Source organism: Anabaena sp. AL09, assembly GCF_001672255.1.
GTDB lineage: Bacteria > Cyanobacteriota > Cyanobacteriia > Cyanobacteriales > Nostocaceae > Dolichospermum > Dolichospermum lemmermannii.
The window spans coordinates 22,127-42,708 of the sequence record NZ_LJOQ01000027.1 but is presented as its reverse complement, the minus strand read 5'-3'; the positions used below and the strand labels follow the sequence as shown (position 1 = coordinate 42,708).

Annotated in this window: 22 protein-coding genes; 8 read left to right on the top strand and 14 right to left on the bottom strand. The window is 37.5% G+C overall.

Features of this window, described 5'->3' with window-relative positions; translation table 11 throughout:
- Positions 1–22: 22 nt before the first annotated feature.
- Positions 23–1,417, bottom strand: a complete 1,395-nt coding sequence (gene mnmE / locus AN490_RS04905) for a tRNA uridine-5-carboxymethylaminomethyl(34) synthesis GTPase MnmE (RefSeq protein WP_300000513.1) — start codon at positions 1,415–1,417, stop codon at positions 23–25.
- Between the two features lie 613 nt (positions 1,418–2,030).
- On the opposite strand from mnmE, the gene AN490_RS04900 reads away from it, so the two are divergent.
- Positions 2,031–3,371 (top strand): transposase, encoded by a 1,341-nt coding sequence (locus tag AN490_RS04900; protein ID WP_300000511.1) that lies wholly within the window; start codon positions 2,031–2,033, stop codon positions 3,369–3,371.
- Between the two features lie 67 nt (positions 3,372–3,438).
- A complete protein-coding gene (locus AN490_RS04895; RefSeq protein ID WP_015078302.1) occupies positions 3,439–3,639 on the top strand; it encodes a hypothetical protein in 201 nt (66 codons plus the stop codon).
- Positions 3,640–3,843: 204 nt separating this feature from the next.
- Here AN490_RS04895 and AN490_RS04890 read toward each other — a convergent pair whose 3' ends face one another.
- The 9 genes from AN490_RS04890 to AN490_RS04850 form a co-directional block, all read right to left on the bottom strand.
- Positions 3,844–4,284, bottom strand: coding sequence for an anti-sigma regulatory factor (locus AN490_RS04890; protein WP_300000508.1), 441 nt, complete (start codon positions 4,282–4,284; stop codon positions 3,844–3,846).
- Between the two features lie 3 nt (positions 4,285–4,287).
- Positions 4,288–5,940 carry a SpoIIE family protein phosphatase gene (locus AN490_RS04885; protein ID WP_300000506.1) on the bottom strand — a complete coding sequence of 551 codons (1,653 nt, stop codon included), beginning with the start codon at positions 5,938–5,940 and terminating at the stop codon, positions 4,288–4,290.
- Positions 5,941–5,994: 54 nt separating this feature from the next.
- Entirely contained in the window at positions 5,995–6,675 is a 681-nt protein-coding gene (locus AN490_RS04880; protein ID WP_300000504.1) for a response regulator transcription factor, read from the bottom strand.
- Between the two features lie 99 nt (positions 6,676–6,774).
- Entirely contained in the window at positions 6,775–7,890 is a 1,116-nt protein-coding gene (locus tag AN490_RS04875) for an LptF/LptG family permease (protein ID WP_168634642.1), read from the bottom strand.
- 105 nt (positions 7,891–7,995) lie between these two features.
- Complete coding sequence (lptB, locus tag AN490_RS04870; protein ID WP_168652967.1) at positions 7,996–8,724, bottom strand: LPS export ABC transporter ATP-binding protein; 729 nt, start codon at positions 8,722–8,724, stop codon at positions 7,996–7,998.
- A 27-nt stretch (positions 8,725–8,751) separates the two neighbouring features.
- The gene (locus AN490_RS04865) at positions 8,752–9,246 is read right to left on the bottom strand and encodes an LptA/OstA family protein (RefSeq protein WP_300000500.1); all 495 of its coding nucleotides are present in this window, start codon (positions 9,244–9,246) and stop codon (positions 8,752–8,754) included.
- Positions 9,247–9,607: 361 nt separating this feature from the next.
- On the bottom strand, positions 9,608–10,000 hold the full coding sequence (locus AN490_RS04860) for a DUF309 domain-containing protein (RefSeq protein ID WP_300000497.1): 393 nt from the start codon (positions 9,998–10,000) through the stop codon (positions 9,608–9,610).
- Positions 9,997–10,362, bottom strand: a complete 366-nt coding sequence (locus tag AN490_RS04855; protein ID WP_168695069.1) for a ferredoxin thioredoxin reductase catalytic beta subunit — start codon at positions 10,360–10,362, stop codon at positions 9,997–9,999. The genes AN490_RS04860 and AN490_RS04855 overlap by 4 nt, the downstream gene beginning before the upstream one ends.
- A gap of 50 nt (positions 10,363–10,412) precedes the next feature.
- Entirely contained in the window at positions 10,413–11,588 is a 1,176-nt protein-coding gene (locus tag AN490_RS04850; RefSeq protein ID WP_300000495.1) for a DUF58 domain-containing protein, read from the bottom strand.
- 199 nt (positions 11,589–11,787) lie between these two features.
- Between AN490_RS04850 and mtnA the strand changes: the two genes are divergently transcribed.
- Positions 11,788–12,831, top strand: coding sequence for an S-methyl-5-thioribose-1-phosphate isomerase (gene mtnA, locus AN490_RS04845; protein WP_300000493.1), 1,044 nt, complete (start codon positions 11,788–11,790; stop codon positions 12,829–12,831).
- Between the two features lie 174 nt (positions 12,832–13,005).
- Here the strand turns inward: mtnA and hemB are convergent, their stop codons facing one another.
- The 3 genes from hemB to AN490_RS04830 all read right to left on the bottom strand — a co-directional run bounded on the left by hemB (position 13,006) and on the right by AN490_RS04830 (position 15,085).
- The gene (gene hemB, locus AN490_RS04840) at positions 13,006–13,983 is read right to left on the bottom strand and encodes a porphobilinogen synthase (RefSeq protein WP_213799757.1); all 978 of its coding nucleotides are present in this window, start codon (positions 13,981–13,983) and stop codon (positions 13,006–13,008) included.
- Between the two features lie 281 nt (positions 13,984–14,264).
- The gene (locus tag AN490_RS04835) at positions 14,265–14,624 is read right to left on the bottom strand and encodes a DUF4870 domain-containing protein (RefSeq protein ID WP_168650840.1); all 360 of its coding nucleotides are present in this window, start codon (positions 14,622–14,624) and stop codon (positions 14,265–14,267) included.
- Positions 14,625–14,659: 35 nt separating this feature from the next.
- Positions 14,660–15,085, bottom strand: coding sequence for a Fur family transcriptional regulator (locus tag AN490_RS04830; protein WP_015078651.1), 426 nt, complete (start codon positions 15,083–15,085; stop codon positions 14,660–14,662).
- Between the two features lie 214 nt (positions 15,086–15,299).
- On the opposite strand from AN490_RS04830, the gene AN490_RS04825 reads away from it, so the two are divergent.
- The 5 genes from AN490_RS04825 (at position 15,300) to AN490_RS04805 (ending at position 19,614) form a co-directional block, all read left to right on the top strand.
- Complete coding sequence (locus AN490_RS04825) at positions 15,300–15,872, top strand: peroxiredoxin (protein ID WP_015078652.1); 573 nt, start codon at positions 15,300–15,302, stop codon at positions 15,870–15,872.
- 244 nt (positions 15,873–16,116) lie between these two features.
- Positions 16,117–16,368 (top strand): hypothetical protein, encoded by a 252-nt coding sequence (locus AN490_RS04820; protein ID WP_015078653.1) that lies wholly within the window; start codon positions 16,117–16,119, stop codon positions 16,366–16,368.
- Positions 16,369–16,639: 271 nt separating this feature from the next.
- A complete protein-coding gene (locus AN490_RS04815; RefSeq protein ID WP_148763421.1) occupies positions 16,640–16,891 on the top strand; it encodes a hypothetical protein in 252 nt (83 codons plus the stop codon).
- A 461-nt stretch (positions 16,892–17,352) separates the two neighbouring features.
- The gene (locus AN490_RS04810) at positions 17,353–18,516 is read left to right on the top strand and encodes an aminoglycoside phosphotransferase family protein (RefSeq protein WP_300000487.1); all 1,164 of its coding nucleotides are present in this window, start codon (positions 17,353–17,355) and stop codon (positions 18,514–18,516) included.
- 15 nt (positions 18,517–18,531) lie between these two features.
- On the top strand, positions 18,532–19,614 hold the full coding sequence (locus tag AN490_RS04805) for a T3SS effector HopA1 family protein (protein WP_300000485.1): 1,083 nt from the start codon (positions 18,532–18,534) through the stop codon (positions 19,612–19,614).
- 56 nt (positions 19,615–19,670) lie between these two features.
- On the opposite strand, the gene AN490_RS04800 is transcribed toward AN490_RS04805, so the two are convergent.
- Positions 19,671–20,459 carry a peptidylprolyl isomerase gene (locus AN490_RS04800; RefSeq protein WP_300000483.1) on the bottom strand — a complete coding sequence of 263 codons (789 nt, stop codon included), beginning with the start codon at positions 20,457–20,459 and terminating at the stop codon, positions 19,671–19,673.
- Positions 20,460–20,582 lie beyond the last annotated feature (123 nt).

Genomic DNA, 20,582 nt, shown 5'->3' with positions numbered 1-20,582 from the left:
GGACTGCAAACAATAAATGATCTTATTTACCAATACAGAATCTACTAAAAATCCGATCTAAAACTGATTCTGTAACTTCTTCTCCGGTGATTTCTCCTAATGCTTGAATTGCTCCTCTTAAATCAATTGTCCAAAAATCTAAGGGTAATTTATCGGTGATTGTCATTTGCACTTGTGCTAAATCAATCTTGGCTTTTGTTAAAGCTGCTGCTTGTCTTTGATTAATTGCTAAATCCAGATCAGCGGCTTGAACTTTTCCCTGTTGAACTATTTCTAAAATCGCTGTTTCTAAATTATCAATTCCTTGATTTATGGCTGCGGCTGTGACAATTTTGGATTTTGGATTTTGGATTTTGGATTGAAGATTTTCTTGTTCTGCTGATGAAATCAGGTCAATTTTATTAATTACTAAAATTACCGGACGGTGTTTTACTTGTTCATAAATTTCTTGATCTGCGGGTGTCCAACCGGAGGACGCATCTATGGTAAATAATACCAAATCAGCATCATTAGCGGCACGATGCGATCGCTCTACACCGATTTTTTCTACCTGATCTACTGTTTCCCGAATCCCCGCTGTATCTAATACCTGGACGGGGATTCCTCCCACAACCAATTGAGATTCTACCACGTCGCGGGTTGTTCCTGGTAAGTCGGTGACAATGGCGCGATCGCTCTGACTCCAAGCATTTAATAAACTCGATTTTCCCACGTTTGGTCGCCCCACTATCGCCACTTTTAGACCAGTTCGCAGTAATTCACCCTTGTCTTTTGTGGCTAATAATTTACTAATTTCCGCCGTCACTTGCTCAATATCTGCAATAATTCTTTGCTGATCTAAAGGTGGTAAATCTTCCTCAAAATCAATTCTGGCTTCAATTTCTGCCAAAATATCTAAACAATTAGCCCGTAATTTGCGGATAGGTTGGGCTAATTTACCTTGTAATCCAGCCAAAGCCGTTTGAGCAGCTTGAGGTGATTTTGCTCCCACTAAATCTGCTATACTTTCCGCTTGGGTTAAGTCTAATCTGCCATTTAAAAATGCTCTTAATGTAAATTCTCCCGGTTGAGCTAATCTTGCGCCATTTTCCAAGCATAGTTGTAATACCTGTTGCACCGCCATAATTCCCCCGTGACAATGGAATTCTACCACATCTTCACGGGTAAAAGACCGAGGGGCTTTCATTATTAATAATAAAGCTTCATCAACAATTTGCTGAGTTTGGGGTTGACGAATATAACCATAAATGATGCGATGACTTGACCAAACTTGTCGCCCTGGGGCGTAAAATAGAGTGTGCGCGATCGCCATTGCCTGATCACCAGAAACCCGCACAATACCTACACTACCTTGCTGAGGGACAACAGCAGTAGCGATCGCCGCAATAGTTCCAGTATTAGCTAATAATTCCGACATGAGCCGTTTTTCTACAAATTTAGAAGTAGGAGGAAAGCGCAATCTTAAACCCCTACAGTACACTATTTTAACAGTTTTGTGTAATTCCCCACCCTCAATGTACTCATAGGGTGGGGATGTAAGCAAGTCAAAAACGAAACGTTCTTAAAATGTTTTTTACTGCAAGTAAAAGAATTTTGAGGACAGTTGAGTTTTTGACAAAATATTAGCATTGGTTCGCAAGTAAATTATCTATTATCTGACGCAACCATTCACCATAACTTTGACTTGGGTCTTTTATTGCCGATATCCTTTCAGCAACTTCTTTATCTATCGTTAGCCCAATCCGAATTTTACTCTTTCTATATCTAGCATTATACTTGTTAACTTTGTCTTTGTTTCTCTGTTGCCATTCAGTTTGTGTTCTTGGTTTTTTCATGAGTTGACATATCTATGTAAGTAGGTTAGCATTGAAAATCGTCGTTATGGCACTAGGCTTGAGGCAAGAGGCAAGAGTGAAGAGGGTTTGGGCGATTTTACTTTTCTTTACACAGATTGGTTTTATTGTGTTCACCTACTTAGATAGATATATAATAGTATTTAGAGTCAAAAAAAACAAGAGGCAAAAACATCAATGGCGTTACGTAGAGCAACTTTCCGACTATATCCAAATAAACAAGTCAGTGAAATGTTGCACTACCACCGCCAACTTCATAAAGATTTGTATAATGCTGCTGTATCTAACCGCATTACTTCATATAAAAAGTTTGGTAAAACTGTTTCTTACTTTGAACAACAGAACTGTTTACCGGATTTCAAAGAAGTCTGGATAGAATATAAAGAAATAAATTCCCAAGCATTACAAGCCACATTAAAACGGGTTGATTTTGCTTTTCAAAGGTTTTTCAAGGGACTAGGAAAGTATCCTAGATTCAAGCCAATCCGTCATTATTCTGGTTGGACTTACCCATCTTTTACAGGCTGGAAAGTACATAGCACAGGGGATAACGGCTATTTAGAATTATCAAAGATTGGTCAAATCCAAATGCGGGGTAAGGCTAGACTTTGGGGGCATCCTAAAGCTTTAGATATCGTTTACCGTAATGGTAAATGGTACGCTTCCCTCGTGCTAGAAATTGACGATATTTTATTAAAGAATAGCCGCAAAACTGATAATGGTGTTATTGCCATTGATTTAGGTTGTAATGATGCAATTGCTTGGACAAATGGTGAAGAAAATGGTTTAGTGGCTGCACCTCGGTTTTTCCGAAAGGCAGAACAAAGAAATAAACAATTAGGAAAAGCTAAACGCAGAAAACGCGCTCCTAACTTCAAAAAGAAAGTTAAGGCTTCTAGAAGGTGGAAGAAAACACAAAAGTTAGTTAGTAAGTTGAATAGAAAAGTTGCTAACCAACGTCAGAATTTTGTTCACCAAGAAACTACACGAATAATTAGCTGTAATAGCACGGTAGTTACTGAAAAACTAGAAGTCAAAAAAATGAGTGCCAAAGCTAAGAAAGGTAAACGTAAAAAGCAAAAGGCAGGACTAAATAAATCAATTCTTGATGTGGGAATGGGGATGATAAAGTCCGCTCTAAAAGCGAAATTATCAGACATTGGTGGCTTGTTTGTAGAAGTACCTACTCGCCAAGTAAAACCATCTCAAACCTGTCCAAAATGCGGAAATCAAGAAAAGAAGAGTTTAGCCGAAAGAACTCATGTTTGCCATAACTGCGGATATACCCAACAGCGTGATATCGCCGCCGCAGAAGTAATGCTACTTTGGTACTCAAATAATCTACAGGGGTTAGGAACTAGCCTCTCAGACGTGGATGATTCTAGCTCTACTTCAAACACCAGCAAACGCAAGAATGCTGGAAGTATGAAGCAACTGGGTCGTGCGAAGCGTCAAAAATCTCAGGCTCCGCTAGGGGATGTAGAAACCCCTGGCTCAAACGAAGTTAGCCAGGGGTAGTTCATGAAACAAATTAGGGCAAATTTATTTGCCAAGTGACAACACCCAAATTAGAGAGGAATTAATTGTGGAGCAAAAAATTAACTGTGCTGAAGCCTGTGTTAACGGTTGCGTTTTAGGTGATAAATGTCCCAATATCGAGTTTAGAGAATCAACTTCAAAGTTTATTGAAGAAACTTCTTTAGACAAAATGCTAGAAATAGCTGAAGAAAGATTGCGGAAAAAAATCACAGAACCACCAACATGGGTATTTCCCGAAGATTCTTAATGAGATGAAATTTGGACAGGCAATATTCCCATCTCACCATCATTTTATTTAAATATGGTGTGTAAATTAGAGAATTTCCTGGTATTAGCAAATAATTTTCTGCAACTTATTCTGAATTGATTTCTTTACTTTGCCTAGTGAAAACTTGGTAGAGCAAGTCATATCTTTGATTAAACAATCTCAGTATATTTATACCTGAGATTGTCAATGTCTTAAAACATCAGGAAATAGTTCTGTGAGAGTCGTTTCTAGCTTCAGACAATTAGCACCATTTACCTGTAATTTATACTCTACCTTATCCATCAACCGATTCATAATTAACCAACCATAACCACCTTCTTGTCTGTCAAGGGGGTTCGGTGGAAAATAAGTAGACAGATCAAAACCTTCCCCATGATCCCATATCTCTATTGATATATCTCGGTCTTTCAGTTCTAAACGCAGTAAAATTGGTAAATTTAGCTTTTCTTTATGAGCATGACGAACAGCATTAGAGTATGCTTCTATCAAAACTAATCGTAACAGACTTGATTGTTTTGTCCAATCAACAGATTCCCCTAGATGCAATTGTAAACATCCCAATAACCAGTTTTCTACAATATGGATAAAACTCAGGTCACTAGGAACATGAAGTTCACTTTTCATAACCTATAAAATCTCCAAACAGAGTATAGTTTGATCATCTTCTTGGAGATCATTATTGCCTTGAATAACAGCTAATAAATTATCGAGATTAAGTGATTGAGTTTGTTTTTTAATCAGTTGCCACAAACCTGCTTGATTGAGCATAGAACGATTAGTTGTTTGGGAATTGTCTAAATTTTCCCATCCAGTTGCTTCCGTAATTCCATCACTAGCCAGCAGTAATGTATCTCCGGGAGCAAGAATCAAACGGCCAGATTCTGCTTGCCATTTAGGTAATATTCCCAAGGGAATACTCCGAACTTTCAGATAATGGGGAGAATCATTAAAAATTGTTTTTTGTGACCACACAAAAGGATAAATATGCCCAGAATTAGCATAGACAAGTTCTCTTGTGCTTGGGTGATAACGGGCTAAAACCATTGTGATAAAATAATTACTGATGATTAAGTCATCACGCAGAGCATAATTCAGATTCTGCATCATCACATTTGGCTCTACAGGTACTTCTTGAGATAGTTCCCGACGCAGCAGAGAAATCGTACTAGCCATAAACAAAGCCGCTGGCACGCCCTTACCAGAAACATCACCAACTGCTAACCACAAATCACCATTAGCATGGACAAATACCTCAAAAAAATCACCCCCAACCTCTCTTGCTGGATAGCAACAAGCTTGGATTTTTACACCTGTGATTTCCGGTAAGGTTTGCCGTAATATATTATGTTGAATTTGGCGAGCTACTTCCAACTCCATCTGAATTTGTTGTTGTTTTTCTTGCAGACTTTGATAGAGTTTGGCTTGGAAAATTGCTAAAGCAGCTTGTTCGGACACATCTGTAATTAGTTGAATATCTTCTTGATGCCAAATCTGATCGCTTCCTAACTTACAAATAGCAACAATAGCTAGTGAATGTTGTTTATAAATGAGGGGAATAACCAAGTATTGATAAGGGATATCTTTATAAAAATTTTCTGTTATTTGATAATGTTGGGTTTGGAAAACTTCAGCAATTAACTCACTAGGGTCTGGAAGTAAATTACAGATTTCAGATTGAGGATTTTGATAGCAAAATGGCTTTTGTATTAATAAATCATCTTCTACTGGTTTGAGTAAACAATTATGAGCCGCAAATGTCTCTCCCATCGTGGCAACAATTTTTTGCAGCATACTGTTATAGTCTAAAGATTCTCTAATTGCCTTTATCATACCATTGCATAAAGATTCCCGTCGCAATGCCCGAGATAATTCTGCTACCCGTTTTTTAACTAAGCGATATGTGTCACTAGCTTGCTTAACTAACAATTGAAGTTGGTTGGGATTCCAAGGTTTAGTAATGTACTTAAATACGCGACCAGAGTTAATTGCATCTACTAAATCTTCCACATCAGTAAAACCAGTTAGCAAAATCCGAATTGTATCAGGAAAACGCTCAACCGTCAAACTTAATAATTCACTACCGTTGATGTCGGGCATTCTCTGGTCAGAGATAATCACAGCCATTTCACCTTCTTTTTCTAAGATAGCCAAGGCTTCACTGGCATTATTAGCTCTATAGACTTTAAAATCTTTCCAAAATGTGCGATAGAGTAATTCTAAGTTATCTAACTCATCATCTACCACCATGAGCTTGAGCTTATCTAACTTTTTATCGGTCATAATTTGACTCAACTTTCCACATCCTTGAATGGCAAGATGTCCTTAATTTAATAATTATGTAACTAAGCCAGAACGCAGAGCAATTACTGCTGCTTCTGTACGATCATTAGCACATAATTTATTCATAATATTGCTAATGTGTGTTTTCACAGTTCCAGTTACAATATAAAGTCTCTTGGCGATATCATCATTACTACAACCTTTGGTAACCAATTTTAACACTTCTAATTCTCTGTCTGAGAGAATACTAGAGTTAACAGGTGGTTTATTATCATTGGATTGGACAAAATCTGTCTTCTGCTGTGCCTTTTCTAAAATAATCCGAGCAATCATCGGATCAATCCAAGGATTACCATCAGCAGTTACCCGTATAGCTTCGAGTAAATTATCAAACCGGATATCTTTCATACAGTAGGAATCTGCACCAGCGCTAAAGGCTGCAAGTACAGATGCTTTATTATCAGATGACGTTAGAATTAATACCTTTGTATTTGATAATTGACGATGATTAGCGATCGCTTTAATTTCCTTGGTTAATTCAATCCCATCTTGATCTGGTAAACCTATATCCACAATTGCCACATCTGGCTGTAGCTTCTTTAACATTATTAGACCATGACGGGCATTACCAGCTTCTCCAACTACTTCAATTTCGTTTTTTTGTTGTAATGCTTTGCAAATAGAGAAGCGAGTGAGGTAATGATCTTCAATAACGACAATGCGAATTTTACTCATATCGAAATGCTGCTAGATATTAAATAATATATAGCCTTTTGTTGCTGAAATTATGACTAAAAAAACTTAATATCCAGATAACTGACTTATAAATTTACATTATCTCTGGGCCACTCGGATTAATAAAAATAAACCCGTTACTAATCCAAATAAATTGGGCAACCAAGCACCAATTATGGGAGAAAGTATACCAGCCTGTGCTAAAGCTCCAGAAACAGATAATAGTAAATAATAACTGAAAATCACAATCACACTAATACCAAAACTTGTCCCGCGTCCAGTGCGTTGAGGGATGCTACCCATAACTGAGCCAACTAAACCAAAAATAACGCAAACAAAGGGAAAGGCGATTTTTTGTTGAATTCGCACTTGTAGCTTGCGAATTTTCTGATCATTACCACCCAAACGTTCTATTTCTAGTTGTTCTAGGGCTTGAGAAATATTCATTTCGCCATAGTCTCGACTATTTTCGGCTAAGGTTAAAGGAGTGCGCGGGAGTTGTAATTGCTGATGTTCAAAGCGTAAAATATTCCGATAAGAGCGATCAGTCGCTACCAAATAGATAGTCCCATTGTAAAAATCCCAAACTTGTTTTTGACCGTTCCATTTAGCTGATTCGGAAACAACAATTTGATCAACTCCGCCGCGAGAACGATCTATAATTGTTAAACCTTTCATTTGCTTACCATCAAATTGGTCAGCATAAAATAAGCGAGAAAGTATTTTATTTTTACTACCATCTGCTTCTTTAAATTCTCGATATTCAGGATAGTAAATATTTTGTTGTTTAAAGGAAGGTTGGTCTGACTTGAGGGCTTGTGCTAGGGTAATAGTAGCTTTATAATTTGCCGCAGGGGCAATTTGCTCATTAAATATATAAGTCATGATCGTGACTGCAAAACTTAACACTACCGCCGTAAAAACCATCCGATAAACACTAACTCCACACCCACGCAAAGCAATTAATTCACTTTCGCTAGACAGACGGCTATAGGTCATTAAAGTAGCTAACAAAGTGGACATGGGAAAGGAGTAAACCATGACATAAGGTAGCTTTAATAAGAAAATCTCTAAAGCAATATTCAGCGGTAGCCCAGATTCTACAACTTTTCGTAATAATTCAAATAAACTATCAATTGCTAAAACTACAGAAGTAAATGCACCGACACCAAATAAAAATGGTGAAATTAATTGCATCGCCAAGTAGCGATCCATGATGGAAAATGAAAATAGGGAAATGAAATTAGAGAAGGGTTTAAACTGTTTATATATCATAATTTATGTTTCGCGCAAAGACGGGAAGGAGCAAAGGCGCAAAGTTTAAACTGCGAAATTATCACCTAAATAATATTGTCGTACCAACGGGTTATTGTAAAGTTCATCAGCATTACCAAAAGCGAGAATTTGTCCTTCGCGCATGATGTAAGCCCGATCTGTAATGGCCAGGGTTTCGCGGACATTATGATCTGTAATTAAAATGCCCATACCGCGATCGCGTAATTGGCTGACAATCTCCTGAATTTCAGATACAGCAATGGGATCAACTCCAGCAAAAGGTTCATCTAAAAACAGAAATTTCGGTCCCTCTCTACCTGCGGCTAAAGCTCTCGCTAATTCTGTGCGTCGTCGTTCCCCACCAGAAAGTTGAATACCTTTACTAAGAGCTACCTTTTCTAAGCGAAATTCCTGCAATAAAGTATGTAGTCGTTGTCTCCATTCCCTCCTGGGAACTTGAGTTTGCTCAAATACTAGGAGAATATTATCTTGCACTGAAAGATGACGAAATACACTTGGTTCTTGAGCTAAATAACCAATACCCAATCTAGCCCTTTTGTGCATAGGAAAATTAGTAATATCAAAATTATCTAACCAAACTTTGCCATGATTGGGTTTTTCTAAACCTGTAGCAATATAAAATGTTGTCGTTTTCCCAGCCCCATTGGGACCTAGTAAACCGACAATTTCACCCTGGCTAACGGAAAGATTAACGCGATTCACAATTAATCGTTTACCGTAAGATTTGTGAATATTCTCTAAAACAATTTTCACTATGAGGTTTTATTTAGGTTGTAGATACTAATTAGAACGTTTTAGGGCTGGAGTTTTTGGTGCCGGTTTAGTAGTTTGTCTACTGAGATTGGCATCCTCCACCATATATGTAGATTCTACCTGACGATTAGATTGGGGTAAGGCGATAAATTTACCTTCATCAATTAAATAAGTGACTTTTTCCGCGCGAATACTATTGCTACCTTGTTGCAAAATGTAAACATTCCCACTGAAATCAATCCGTTTTTCTTTACTAAAATATTGAGCTTGAGCAGATGTGGCTTGAATTTGACGAGCCGGATACACCATTTGCACATTACCACGGGCAGTAATTACTTGGGTTTTCGCGTCATATTCTTGAGTATCAGAGCGGATAGTCAGGGGACGATTCCCCCCAGATTGGGCTGTAGCTGGTGGCAATTGGGTAGGCAATCCTAATACACCTAAAAGGGAAATTGGCAGTACCAAGGCCAATCCTAAGCGGCGGATCTGTGATTTTAGCAATTGATAAGGAGGTATCATAGTAATTAGGGAACGGGGAACAGGGAACAGGGAGATAAAAATCAAATATGAGTCCTATAGCAAAAATGGACGGTTTTTTAAACTTTAAGTTTCGCTTCCAGAACCTTTGCTCACAACTGGCAAAAATTTGTTAATTGTTACCGAATTATCAAGTCTGACACACCCACAAAAGATTAAGCAAATAAATCCCACAAATCATCAAAATCCCACAAATCATAGTTTAGACAATGATCAAGTTGGAAACACCCACAAAAGATTAAGCAAATAAATCCCATAAATCATCAAAATCCCACAAATCATAGTTTAGACAATGATTAAGTTGGAAACACCCACCAAAAATTAAACAAATAAATCCCACAAATCATAGTTTAGACAGGGAAATACTGGGTAAAAGTCGAGCTTGATTTTCAGCCAATTTATTATTTGCCATTGGTTGTAGACTTTCTTGTTGTAGAGCCTTTAACAAATCCACACTTTCAGTAAATAATTCTTCCACATTAATACCGCCGTAGCTGGGTAGATAACGGCGAAGACGATTGCTACCTTCTCCTAAAAGAATCATTGCTCCTCTTAAATTATGATTACCCAGATGATACAGTCCCACGGCAATTTGGAGAATACCTTGATAAAAAGTTTTATCTGGTTCGATACTATCAATCCAGAGTGCTTCAAGAATGTCATGACAAGCGTAGAACTGTCCAGCATTGAACTGTTCTACACCTTGCCAAAACTCTTCAGACATGGTTTCGTTCATCCCATAGTATCCCGAACTTCTTTGATAGTCTCCATAGAGATTTCTTGTTTGTCGCCGGAAAACTCATTATCAGAGGTAAGGAATAGCATACAGTGACATTCTTTGCGTTCGCGCATGGGGACGCAAGGACAATTCCAAAAAGCGGCATTAACTTCGGCTTCCTTATCTTCGTAGTGACGACAAGGGCATAAAGGCGCACCGAGTTCATCTTTATGCTTGGCTAGTCCTTCGATTACAACTGCGGTAACAGAAGGTTCAGAACAGAAGTATGTTCCCGTCCGTTTGGCATATTGTTCGGAAAAATGCCGCATTGCTTCTAGGCTTTTATCGCTGGATTGTGAATTCACTTCTGATGTCACCATGGGCTGTGCTGTTGATAAATTTTAATGTTTCTTTGCATTGTACATCAGGCTCAGTGTGAGAAATCGCCTGAAAATAAATTGAGAGCTTTTTGCAATTGGGGTTGTAGCTCTTGTTCGTTTTGGATAATGATACCGGGATATTCCCGATTCATGACAGTTTCTGTTGCTGAATCTGAATTTTGCCAGAGTACCCAACGACTACCCAGGGGTAAGGTGGATGTGGTAAAGGAGTTTTGTGTCAGCCAAATTAGGGGACAGTTATCCGGTGGTAAGCTGTTTTTTTCGATAGGGTTGGTGGCTGCTAAGGTTTCCAAAACTGCGATATTGCCTGTAATTAAACCTGTAGCTGATGTCCATAATTGTACTTGCAGTTGTTGCTGTTGGGCATAAAAATACAAGGAAGCAGCGGTAATTACGGCTTGTTCAAATAATTCTTGTTGCCACTGGAAGGAACTATCTATGGCAATAATAATTTCTTGTCCCCCGGTAATTACTTCTAATTCCCGCACTCGTAGTTCTCCATAACGGGCGCTTGTCCGCCAATGAATCAATCGGGTAGGATCACCTATACGATAGGGACGCAGCGATCGCACTAATCCCGTTGTTGCCATTTGTAAAGGTTTACCACGAGGATCTCCCCGGTGGCTGTCATCTTCTCCGATTTCATCAATTAAAGGGCAGGTAGTCAGGGGTAAAACGGTGGGATAAACAATTGCCCTAGCTTCACACTGACGGGGACGACGACACCAAAACAAACCCCAAGGCGCACCCGTAGCTAATTCTACTGTATGCCAGCGGTAAAGGCCTCGCTGTTGGGTAGGGTGATAATATACCCAGCGATAACTATCCTGTGGTGGAATAGATTCAATACTTTGCTGGACTGGCTGACCAAAAATAAATGGCAGAATGTCTCTAACTTGTAATAAAGTCGCCGATTGTTTTCTCTGATTGTGAATTTCTATCTCAATTTTTAGGTCATCACCTGCGGTTACTGGTTCAATGGGACGACGTTTGACAATTATACCTGCAAGCGATCGCGGTGCAACAAACCCGGACACACCCAAAAGAGCAAAACTGACTCCACTAATCACATACAGCCAGCCAGCCATGGTATTAATCCCTGCACCCAAATAACACACAGAAATTCCCGCCAATACCCAACCACCATAAGCAGGTGCAGCAGCATGGGTTTCCAGCCAATTGTTGATTTTTTTGGTAATTTTCATCTTTTTTTTTTAACTTAATTTGGGAAGGAGGGAACAGGCAAAAGAGAACAGGCAAAAGAGCATGAATCTGTTGAATAATGATTGAGAATTACTATATCTAAAAGTTCACGGGCGAAGCATTTGGAGAACTATTTTTGGCAATGACCGATAATTTATCTTCCAAATGCTTCGCCCCTACTAACAACTAACAACTAACAATATGGTTTATCCCGTTATTTGGCGCAATAATTCAGTATCACTCATTGATCAAACTCGCTTACCTAATGAATATACAGTGGTGGAGATTCACCGCAGTGAAGATATGGCACAAGCCATTACAACCATGATTGTGAGAGGTGCGCCGGCGATAGGAGTGGCTGCGGCCTATGGAATGTATTTAGGTGCAAGGGAAATTGAAACAAGCGAAATCCAAGAGTTTTTGACTAAACTGGAAACAGTAGCTAATTTGTTGCGTTCTACCCGTCCCACTGCGGTAAATTTGTTTTGGGCTATTGGCAGAATGATGAAAACGGCTTATGAAACCGTGGGAACAGTCGCAGAAATTAAACAAGTTCTTTTAGAAACTGCCCAAAAGATCAATGCCGAAGATCTACAAACCTGTCAAGCTATAGGTGATCATGGTTTGGCAGCATTACCGCAAACCCCAGACCAACTAATTATACTCACTCATTGCAACGCTGGGGCATTAGCCACTGCCGGTTATGGGACAGCATTAGGTGTAGTCCGTTCTGCGTGGAAAGAAGGACGTTTAGCCAGGGTATTTGCTGACGAAACCCGTCCCCGGTTACAAGGTGCAAAACTCACCGCGTGGGAATGTGTCCAAGAAGGCATTCCAGTGACAGTAATTACCGATAATATGGCTGCCCACTGCATGAAACAAGGTTTAATTGATGCTGTAGTTGTGGGTGCTGATAGAATTGCTGCTAATGGTGACACTGCCAATAAAATCGGAACTTATAGTTTAGCTATTGTCGCCAAAGCTCATAATATTCCTTTCTTTGTCGCTGCACCTTTATCTACAGTAGATTTTGAATTAATTGATGGTAGTCAAATTCCCATTGAAGAACGTCACCCAAGGGAAATATATCAAATAGGTGAAACTGTTCTCACACCTCCAGGAGTGGAATTTTATAACCCGGCTTTTGATGTCACACCTGCGGATTTAATTACCGCCATTATTACTGAAAATGGGGCTTTTCTGCCAGGTGATTTATTAAAGGGTGAACTACCCAAACTGACCTGACGGTACAGTGTGGGCTTCCTGTCCAACAAATGCGTCGGGTTGCGCTGTCGCTTAACCCGACCTACAAAAAATGGACAAGGTATTGTAAAATATACCAAAAAATCTCACGCCCAAACACAAAGCCAGTCAAAATCATCTTTGCGTCTTTGCGCCTTTGCGTGAGACATTATCTTATTACAACCACCGAGCCGCATCCTTAGCGTGGTAAGTCAAAATTAAATCAGCACCAGCCCGTTTAAAACCAGTCAAGGTTTCCATAACAACGCGCTGCTCATCAATCCAACCATTTAAAGCCGCAGCCTTCACCATGGCATACTCACCAGAAACATTGTAAGCCGCCACAGGTAAATTAGTAGCTTCCTTGACGCGCCAAATAATATCCATATATGCCAAAGCTGGCTTTACCATGAGCATATCAGCACCTTCAGCAATATCCAACTCAATTTCTTTTAGTGCTTCCCTAGCGTTACCGGGGTCCATTTGGTAAGTGCGTCTATCCCCGAATTGTGGTGTTGAGTCCGCCGCATCTCTAAAAGGCCCATAATAAGCCGAAGCATATTTAGCAGCATAGGACATAATCGGAATATCTTCAAATCCCGCCTCATCCAAACCTGCGCGAATAGCTTGCACAAAACCATCCATCATCCCCGAAGGTGCGATAATATCTGCACCAGCTTGAGCTTGAGAAACTGCGGTTTTCTTTAATAATTCCAAAGTTGGATCATTTAAAACCCGTCCAGTTAAATCACCAACTTGTAAATAACCACAATGACCATGACTTGTATATTCACATAAACAAGTATCTGCCATCACAATTAAATCAGGAACAGCATTTTTAACTGCGGTTGCTGCTTTTTGGACAATGCCACAATCATGCCACGCCCCGGTAGCATCTATGTCTTTATCTGCCGGAATTCCAAATAAGATAATTGCCGGAATTCCTAAATCATAAACTTCCTTAGCTTCTTCAACAATCTTATCTACTGAAAGTTGATAGACACCGGGCATAGATTTGACTTCCTTGGCAATACTTTCTCCTGGTACTGCAAACAATGGATAAATCAAATCGTTAGTAGTTAAAACGGTTTCACGTACCATCCGACGCAATTGGGTATGGCTACGCAGACGACGAGGGCGATGTATAGGAAACATAAATTTTGTGCAGACCAAATAATACAATGGACATAGAATAAAGCGTCATAAAAGCAAGTTTTTAACTTGCTCTATTCAGACAAACTACAAGCAGTGCGTAACTGTCTTTTGCCCTACTGTTGATGAAGCTGTGGGGCAATTTTATATTTTACAACTTGATAGACATTTGCTTATAACAAATTTGCAAAAAACAATCTTAAAAAATCATGGAATTAATTTTGGTAAGTTGTTTAATCAAAGGTCTATGATTAATTAACCTACCATGTCTTTCCTGATATGAGCTAAAAAACTCGAAAAATAAACGGATAACGGCAAGGTTGATTAGGATCACTAAAAACGCCAATTAGCGCCCAAATTGTCAATCCCCAGTGGAGGATATAACCTAAACCTGCGAGTGGAAACAAGATGAATAATGGTAAAATCAACCAACCAAACAGAAAAAACAATGCTCCCAGAATTGCTCCATATAACCAAACGTTAAAATGGAAATTGATAGATTCTTTGGCATTGTCTTTGACAACAGGATCATCTGATACAAATAGTATGGCTATGGGTAAGCCAACGGAGACAATTGTGGTACTAAAAAAAATTGCTCCATGACACAATGCTGATAAGAGTTTCCGTTTATCGCTGTCGTACATTGTCTACTCCTATGCAATTCTAGTTAATTATTATATCAAACATGGGTGCTGCAAACATCGCACACTCCCTCAACTGTCACTTCATACCGTTCCACTTTTAACCCCTGTCGCAATTGACTGACATCAATATCCGGGAAAGTATTCCAGTTGATATCTTCAATTGCACCACAGCAGTTACAGCGAAAATGATGGTGGGGGGCAACGTTAGCATCATAACGGGAGACACCTTCCTCTAATAGCACTTCTCGCACCAAACCCACCTCTCGCAGTGCCTGAAGTGCCGCATATACGGTTGCTTGAGAAGAAGTGGGTGCTTCATGATTCAAGTCTCTCATAATTTGATCAACCGTCGGGTGATCTCGTCTGGCTAATAGGTTGGCATAAACGCCAAATCTCTGGGGTGTGACTCGCAACCCTCTAGTTTTCAAGGTTTTGACAATATCATTAGCTTTTTGCTGCATAGGATTTACTTAGCTATATAAAAATATAATCTCTTATTATAACGTTCATTTTTTAAGAACTAATATTTTTTAATAAATACATTATAAAATAAGTATTTATGACTATTGACTAATTCCTAAATCAGAATTATTCTGATTTATGAGATAAGCTACTGATGCTCTAAGCAAAAGCAGCAACACGAGTTAAAATCTTCCATCTAAAAAAGAGGTATTTATGACTGCTATTACTCACGTTCCAAATGTAGTATTCAAGACTCGTGTGCGGGATGAATCTATCGGTGGACCAAATCCTTACACTTGGAAAGATGTCACCACACAAGAAATTTTTGCCGGTAAGAAAGTAGTATTATTTGCGCTTCCTGGTGCTTTCACTCCTACCTGTTCTTCTACTCATTTGCCTCGCTATGAAGAACTGTTTGAGGAATTCAAAGCGCAAGGTGTTGATCAAATCATTTGTTTGTCAGTTAATGACGCATTTGTAATGTTCCAATGGGGCAAACAACAAGGCGCTAAAAATGTTTTCTTGTTACCAGATGGTAGTGGAGAATTTAGCCGCAAAATGGGAATGTTAGTTGATAAATCTAACATCGGTTTTGGAATGCGTTCTTGGCGTTATGCAATGGTTGTTAATAACGGCGAAATTGAAAAAATGTTCATTGAACCAGGTTTTGAAGATAACTGTGGTAGTGATCCTTTTGAAGTATCTGATGCTGATACCGTTCTTGCTTACCTCAAAGGTGTAGAACGTCCTGCTGCGGTTGCACCTCGGTTAGCATTTGTTGGTTAATTAACTGATAAACTTCAATCTTTTGATAGAGGTTTATAGTTTTTAATTCATCTAAGGCAAGGGAAGTTACTTTTATGAAACTTCCTTTGCTTTTTTTGTTTCCATAGACAAAATACCCTTGATTCTGTCTAATAAATTAGTTTCAAATCATTTATTTTGTCAGATACTATTCCAGAATATAAGAGCAGGATAAATTTATAGCCTGATTCCATATAAATGGAGCATTCAAGGAGGTGAATCAACAATGAGAATTACAATTTCTGAATTAGAAATTAGGCTTGCAGAACCGATTCTGGATCAACTAACACCTTGGGAAATGAAGACTCTTAAAGGTGGTTACGTGATGAGAAAAGACAGAATAAATCCGCCAACAACCAATATAACCAATACAACTGATCTTTCAACAGTATTCAAAGAACTAGACAGTAGTATGGAAAAGTGGAAAATCAGCCTCAAAGATACAACAGATAGCCTAAGAAGCAAATTCGATTTTTAATATCTGCTGTGAAAAAATTCAATATTTTACTTATTTTCGTGTGTTTTCAGATTTATTAACCTGAAGATACACGATTTCTTATGGAGGTTAATTCCATAATTTGCAGTTTTTATAAAAGACAGAATTCAGATATTTGTGTCTTTTTTACTAGGTTCAAAGCCTTGATTTTTCTATTTTTTATGAATAAAAATAGGAGTAACGGTTAAGGAAACACCAACTTAACCGACTCACAAATTCTAACTTACAAAAACAAATCTTCTTGGAGGAAATTATGGCAACTATTACCCTTTCTCAACTAAATACAACTGGTTCTGAATTATTTGCAGATTCTGAAAGCTATCTTAATGAATTGAATGATGCAGCTTCTGTATCAATCAATGGTGGTGGTGGTGATTTCAGCGGTTTTAGTGCTTATGGTGACTTTGGTGTTAAATATCTAGAATTCTTAGTTGATGGCTATGCGATCGCTAGTATTAAGCATATCGCTAAATCCTTCAGCAATGATTCTCACTACGGCCACTAATTACTTGGCTTTGTAGTCAACTACAAAGCCGATATAACTATCCAGGAGTAAAAGTAAAAACTAATCTATGTTACTTACATGAGATTGATTACTAATAATTCTGGATAGTTAATAAAATTGCAGTACACAAAAATTGAATCTTTCTAGAGGTAAGAAATGGCAAACATTAGGATTTCTAATCTAGAGAATACTGATGAAAAAAAGTTTATTATTAATTTAAGTAATTTGGACGCAGTATCTGTATTTGGAGGTGAATATAATAATGCTAATCAAATACTTAATTATGGCGTTAAGGCTCTAGAATTTGTCTTAATAATTTATGCTATAGATGCCATTTCACTATTAACGAAGACATTTAGAAAATAAATAATTTTCAACCTATCAAGTTAATGATTTTACTAAAACTGAAATTAACTGAGCAATAGCAATTTTACACACACATACTATTATCATTTGAAATCATGCCATTCTTAATAAGTTTTGCAAATGTTTTCAATTACCTTGTTGAAAACAAAATTTGTCAGCCACAAGAGGAGTCCCTAAGTAAAATCGAATTAAAATCTGCTAAAAATTTTAACCTATTAATCACTTTATCAGATGGTCGTCAACTATTAGTAAAACAAGAGCGTTATGATCAAAATGGTAAAACTTTAGGTGAATTTATAGATGAGTGGAGAGTTCATGCTTTTTGGCAAAAATTCCCAGAAATAACTCATTTACGAGCATCTTTGTCAGAAGCAATTCATTTTGATTTAGAAAACTCTATCATTGTTTTTAACTATCTAAATCAATATCAAGACTTAGCTGAATTTTACGCCAAAGATCAGGAATTTCCGGAGGAAATTGCTCAGGTAGTTGGAACAACTATTGCAGCTATTCATCGCATGACAATAGACAATAATAACTATCAAAAGTTCTTTGAAAATTCTTTGAAATCTCAAAATATTAACAAAGGATTAGATAGAATTACACCAGAAATATTTGGTCAACTTCCGGCTGATGGTTTAAAGTTTTTTACTCTCTATCAACGTTACGATAATTTAGGAAAAGCAATTACACAATTAAATCAAGCTTTTACTCCTGCTTGTCTCACCCATAATGATCTCAAACTTAATAATATTCTTGTATCTTTGAACTGGGAAATAGAAATAGAAGATAAATTACCTGAAAATGAAAATATCATCCGATTAATTGATTGGGAAAGAGGCAGTTGGGGAGATCCTGCTAATGATTTAGGCACAATAATTGCTAGTTATCTGCAAGTTTGGTTATATAGCATAGTCTCTAGTAAAACCATACCAATGGAGGAATGTTTGCGTTTAGCTGCAATTCCCTTATCAATGATTCAACCTTCTTTATCAACATTAGTTAATGCTTATTTAACTGCTTTTCCAGAGATTTTAGAATTGCGTCCAGATTTCTTACAATTAGTGATGCAGTTTAGCGGTTTAGCTTTAATTAGAGCTATTCAAGCTAGACTTCAACATGAAAAAACCTTTGATAATTCAGGTATTTGTATGCTCCAAGTTGCTAAGAGTTTATTATGTCGTCCTCAAGCATCTATTCCCACAATTTTGGGGATGGAATTGTCAACAATAACTGCTAAAAATTTATCTCTTGTTTAGAGAAGGAAGGCTTATATGCAAGTATTAGATTCTATCTATAATCAACTTTTTCAACTTCCAAAAGAACTACAAATAGCACTGCAAAATATTGTTGATTATCTGGAAATTAAATCATTTTATTCTATTAAGCATCCAGATTACAAATTATTAGAATTGCCAGAATCAGTAATCGCTCGGTTTAAAAATCTATCCTTAGATATTCAAGAGAAGCATTTGCGTATTCACTTACGTAATTTTCTCTATAGTGCTTATTACAATGGTTCTTGGCATGATTCTCTTGGTGATGACAATCAAATAAATAACCTCAGTAATAATAGCTTATTTGGCATGGATTTGGCATTTTATGAAAGACTCCATACGAGTAATACAGGTGGAGGTTATTGGAGTAAAAATTGGTTAGTAGTTAATGGAGAAGAAGATGGTTGTTTAGCAGTCCAAAAAAATGGGTTGACTTTGCATATTGAGCGAGATCTATATTTATCAGAAATTGATAAATCAGCTAATGTTGGTGATTTGGTGGCAATCAAAATGCCTAAAAATCTAGTTCAAAATGGGTTTTATATGGCAGTATCTAATCTAGGCACTCAAGATAATCAAGATATTGTTAGAATCTACTTTAATGTATCACCTGATGGGGCGGTATCAGTGATGGATAATGTGACTAGAGAATTCAATAATATGCACATTGCTTTCTCATTTAAAGCTCTATATGCTCCTGATGAATATAGCCGGTATGATTCAGCAGTGCTTTATTTTAGTAAACATGAATATAAAACTATTTACCCAATTTTACAAAAGATATATTTAGAAAATCAAGCTAGTTTTTCTCAAGAAGTACCGTTATTTACTAAGCAACTAGCACCGGGATTAGGTTGTGCTGAAGAACCAACTAATAAACTGGCAGAAAAAGAAAGTTTTGGGACTAATCGTTGTCAAATGATTGCTAATGGTTTAATTGCTGCTTGGCAAGGGGGGAATAATCATCCTGAAAGTCGTATGAAAGCTATTTTGGAACAATTTGCATTGCACAAAATTAATTTACAATATCCTTATCTTAATCCCGATTCAAAAGATATTTATACTACTTTAGATGGATGATACTCACTCAGATCCCCGACTTCTTTAAGAAGTCGGGGATCTAACTATTTTCAATTTTAACTAGCTTCACTAAACATTTCTATGGGAGAAGGAGGAGAATTTATTTCATCTCCTAATGTGGCAACAATTTCTAATTTATTAATTTGCTCTTTTAACCAATTGGTAAATAAATCTCCGAGAATTGCTACGCGCATTTGTTCATTCAATTCGGGGGCAATAATTTCTTCAACTATAATGATATGGACTCCTTTGGGTGTAATCACTGGTTTAATAATTTCTGGGGGATTAGCTGCAAAAACTGCGGCAGCAATTTCTGGTCTAAAATCACTACGTTTGCGGATACCTTGATATCCTCCAGCGCGACGAATTTCGGGATTTTCGATATATTGACGAGCCACTTCTTGAAAACTAATTTCTCCTTCTTGAAGAGCATAAAATATTTCTAAAGCTAGATCTTCATCATCTAATATGACTTCATAGGTAACTGCTCCGCTGTAATCAAGTTGGTGAGCATAAAAGAATGGTTCAACTTTTTCAGCGAATAAATGATGGGCTAATTTTGCTGATAGGAGATTGAGATTTGCTACTTCTTCAAAGTTATCTAAGGAAAGATAATGTTTTCGTAACCATTGCCATGTGTCCTCTGCTTTAAGTAGATTATTAACTAATCGTAAACTGTCTGCGGATTGTTGTAATTCTGCTATTTCGATGGTAATATTTTCTTTTTTAGCAGTTTGTGTAATAATGGTTCTGGTAGCGATCGCTTCTAACAAACTAGGGATTTGACAAGATATTTTGAGGTGATAAATAATATCTTCTTTGGATATTTTTACAATATTGGACATAATTTAATCTCCTGAATTTACTGAATTTATTAAAAATTCTTTTTTCTGGCTTAAATAAGTTATTAGCGTATCTATCATATTTACCTAATATGTTATTTTTTTATCTCTATCTAATGATACTTT

Bases quoted from the DNA above. Each gene is read 5' to 3' on its own strand.
- AN490_RS04835 (WP_168650840.1), bottom strand. From the start codon at position 14,624: ATGTACGACAGCGATAAACGGAAACTCTTATCAGCATTGTGTCATGGA.
- AN490_RS04830 (WP_015078651.1), bottom strand. From the start codon at position 15,085: ATGCAGCAAAAAGCTAATGATATTGTCAAAACCTTGAAAACTAGAGGG.
- AN490_RS04800 (WP_300000483.1), bottom strand. From the start codon at position 20,459: ATGTCCAATATTGTAAAAATATCCAAAGAAGATATTATTTATCACCTC.
- AN490_RS04865 (WP_300000500.1), bottom strand. From the start codon at position 9,246: ATGATACCTCCTTATCAATTGCTAAAATCACAGATCCGCCGCTTAGGA.
- AN490_RS04810 (WP_300000487.1), top strand. From the start codon at position 17,353: ATGCCATTCTTAATAAGTTTTGCAAATGTTTTCAATTACCTTGTTGAA.
- AN490_RS04850 (WP_300000495.1), bottom strand. From the start codon at position 11,588: ATGAAAATTACCAAAAAAATCAACAATTGGCTGGAAACCCATGCTGCT.
- mnmE (WP_300000513.1), bottom strand. From the start codon at position 1,417: ATGTCGGAATTATTAGCTAATACTGGAACTATTGCGGCGATCGCTACT.
- AN490_RS04825 (WP_015078652.1), top strand. From the start codon at position 15,300: ATGACTGCTATTACTCACGTTCCAAATGTAGTATTCAAGACTCGTGTG.
- AN490_RS04885 (WP_300000506.1), bottom strand. From the start codon at position 5,940: ATGACCGATAAAAAGTTAGATAAGCTCAAGCTCATGGTGGTAGATGAT.
- AN490_RS04875 (WP_168634642.1), bottom strand. From the start codon at position 7,890: ATGGATCGCTACTTGGCGATGCAATTAATTTCACCATTTTTATTTGGT.
- AN490_RS04820 (WP_015078653.1), top strand. From the start codon at position 16,117: ATGAGAATTACAATTTCTGAATTAGAAATTAGGCTTGCAGAACCGATT.
- mtnA (WP_300000493.1), top strand. From the start codon at position 11,788: ATGGTTTATCCCGTTATTTGGCGCAATAATTCAGTATCACTCATTGAT.
- AN490_RS04805 (WP_300000485.1), top strand. From the start codon at position 18,532: ATGCAAGTATTAGATTCTATCTATAATCAACTTTTTCAACTTCCAAAA.
- AN490_RS04890 (WP_300000508.1), bottom strand. From the start codon at position 4,284: ATGAAAAGTGAACTTCATGTTCCTAGTGACCTGAGTTTTATCCATATT.
- hemB (WP_213799757.1), bottom strand. From the start codon at position 13,983: ATGTTTCCTATACATCGCCCTCGTCGTCTGCGTAGCCATACCCAATTG.
- AN490_RS04855 (WP_168695069.1), bottom strand. From the start codon at position 10,362: ATGGTGACATCAGAAGTGAATTCACAATCCAGCGATAAAAGCCTAGAA.
- AN490_RS04880 (WP_300000504.1), bottom strand. From the start codon at position 6,675: ATGAGTAAAATTCGCATTGTCGTTATTGAAGATCATTACCTCACTCGC.
- AN490_RS04900 (WP_300000511.1), top strand. From the start codon at position 2,031: ATGGCGTTACGTAGAGCAACTTTCCGACTATATCCAAATAAACAAGTC.
- AN490_RS04815 (WP_148763421.1), top strand. From the start codon at position 16,640: ATGGCAACTATTACCCTTTCTCAACTAAATACAACTGGTTCTGAATTA.
- AN490_RS04860 (WP_300000497.1), bottom strand. From the start codon at position 10,000: ATGAACGAAACCATGTCTGAAGAGTTTTGGCAAGGTGTAGAACAGTTC.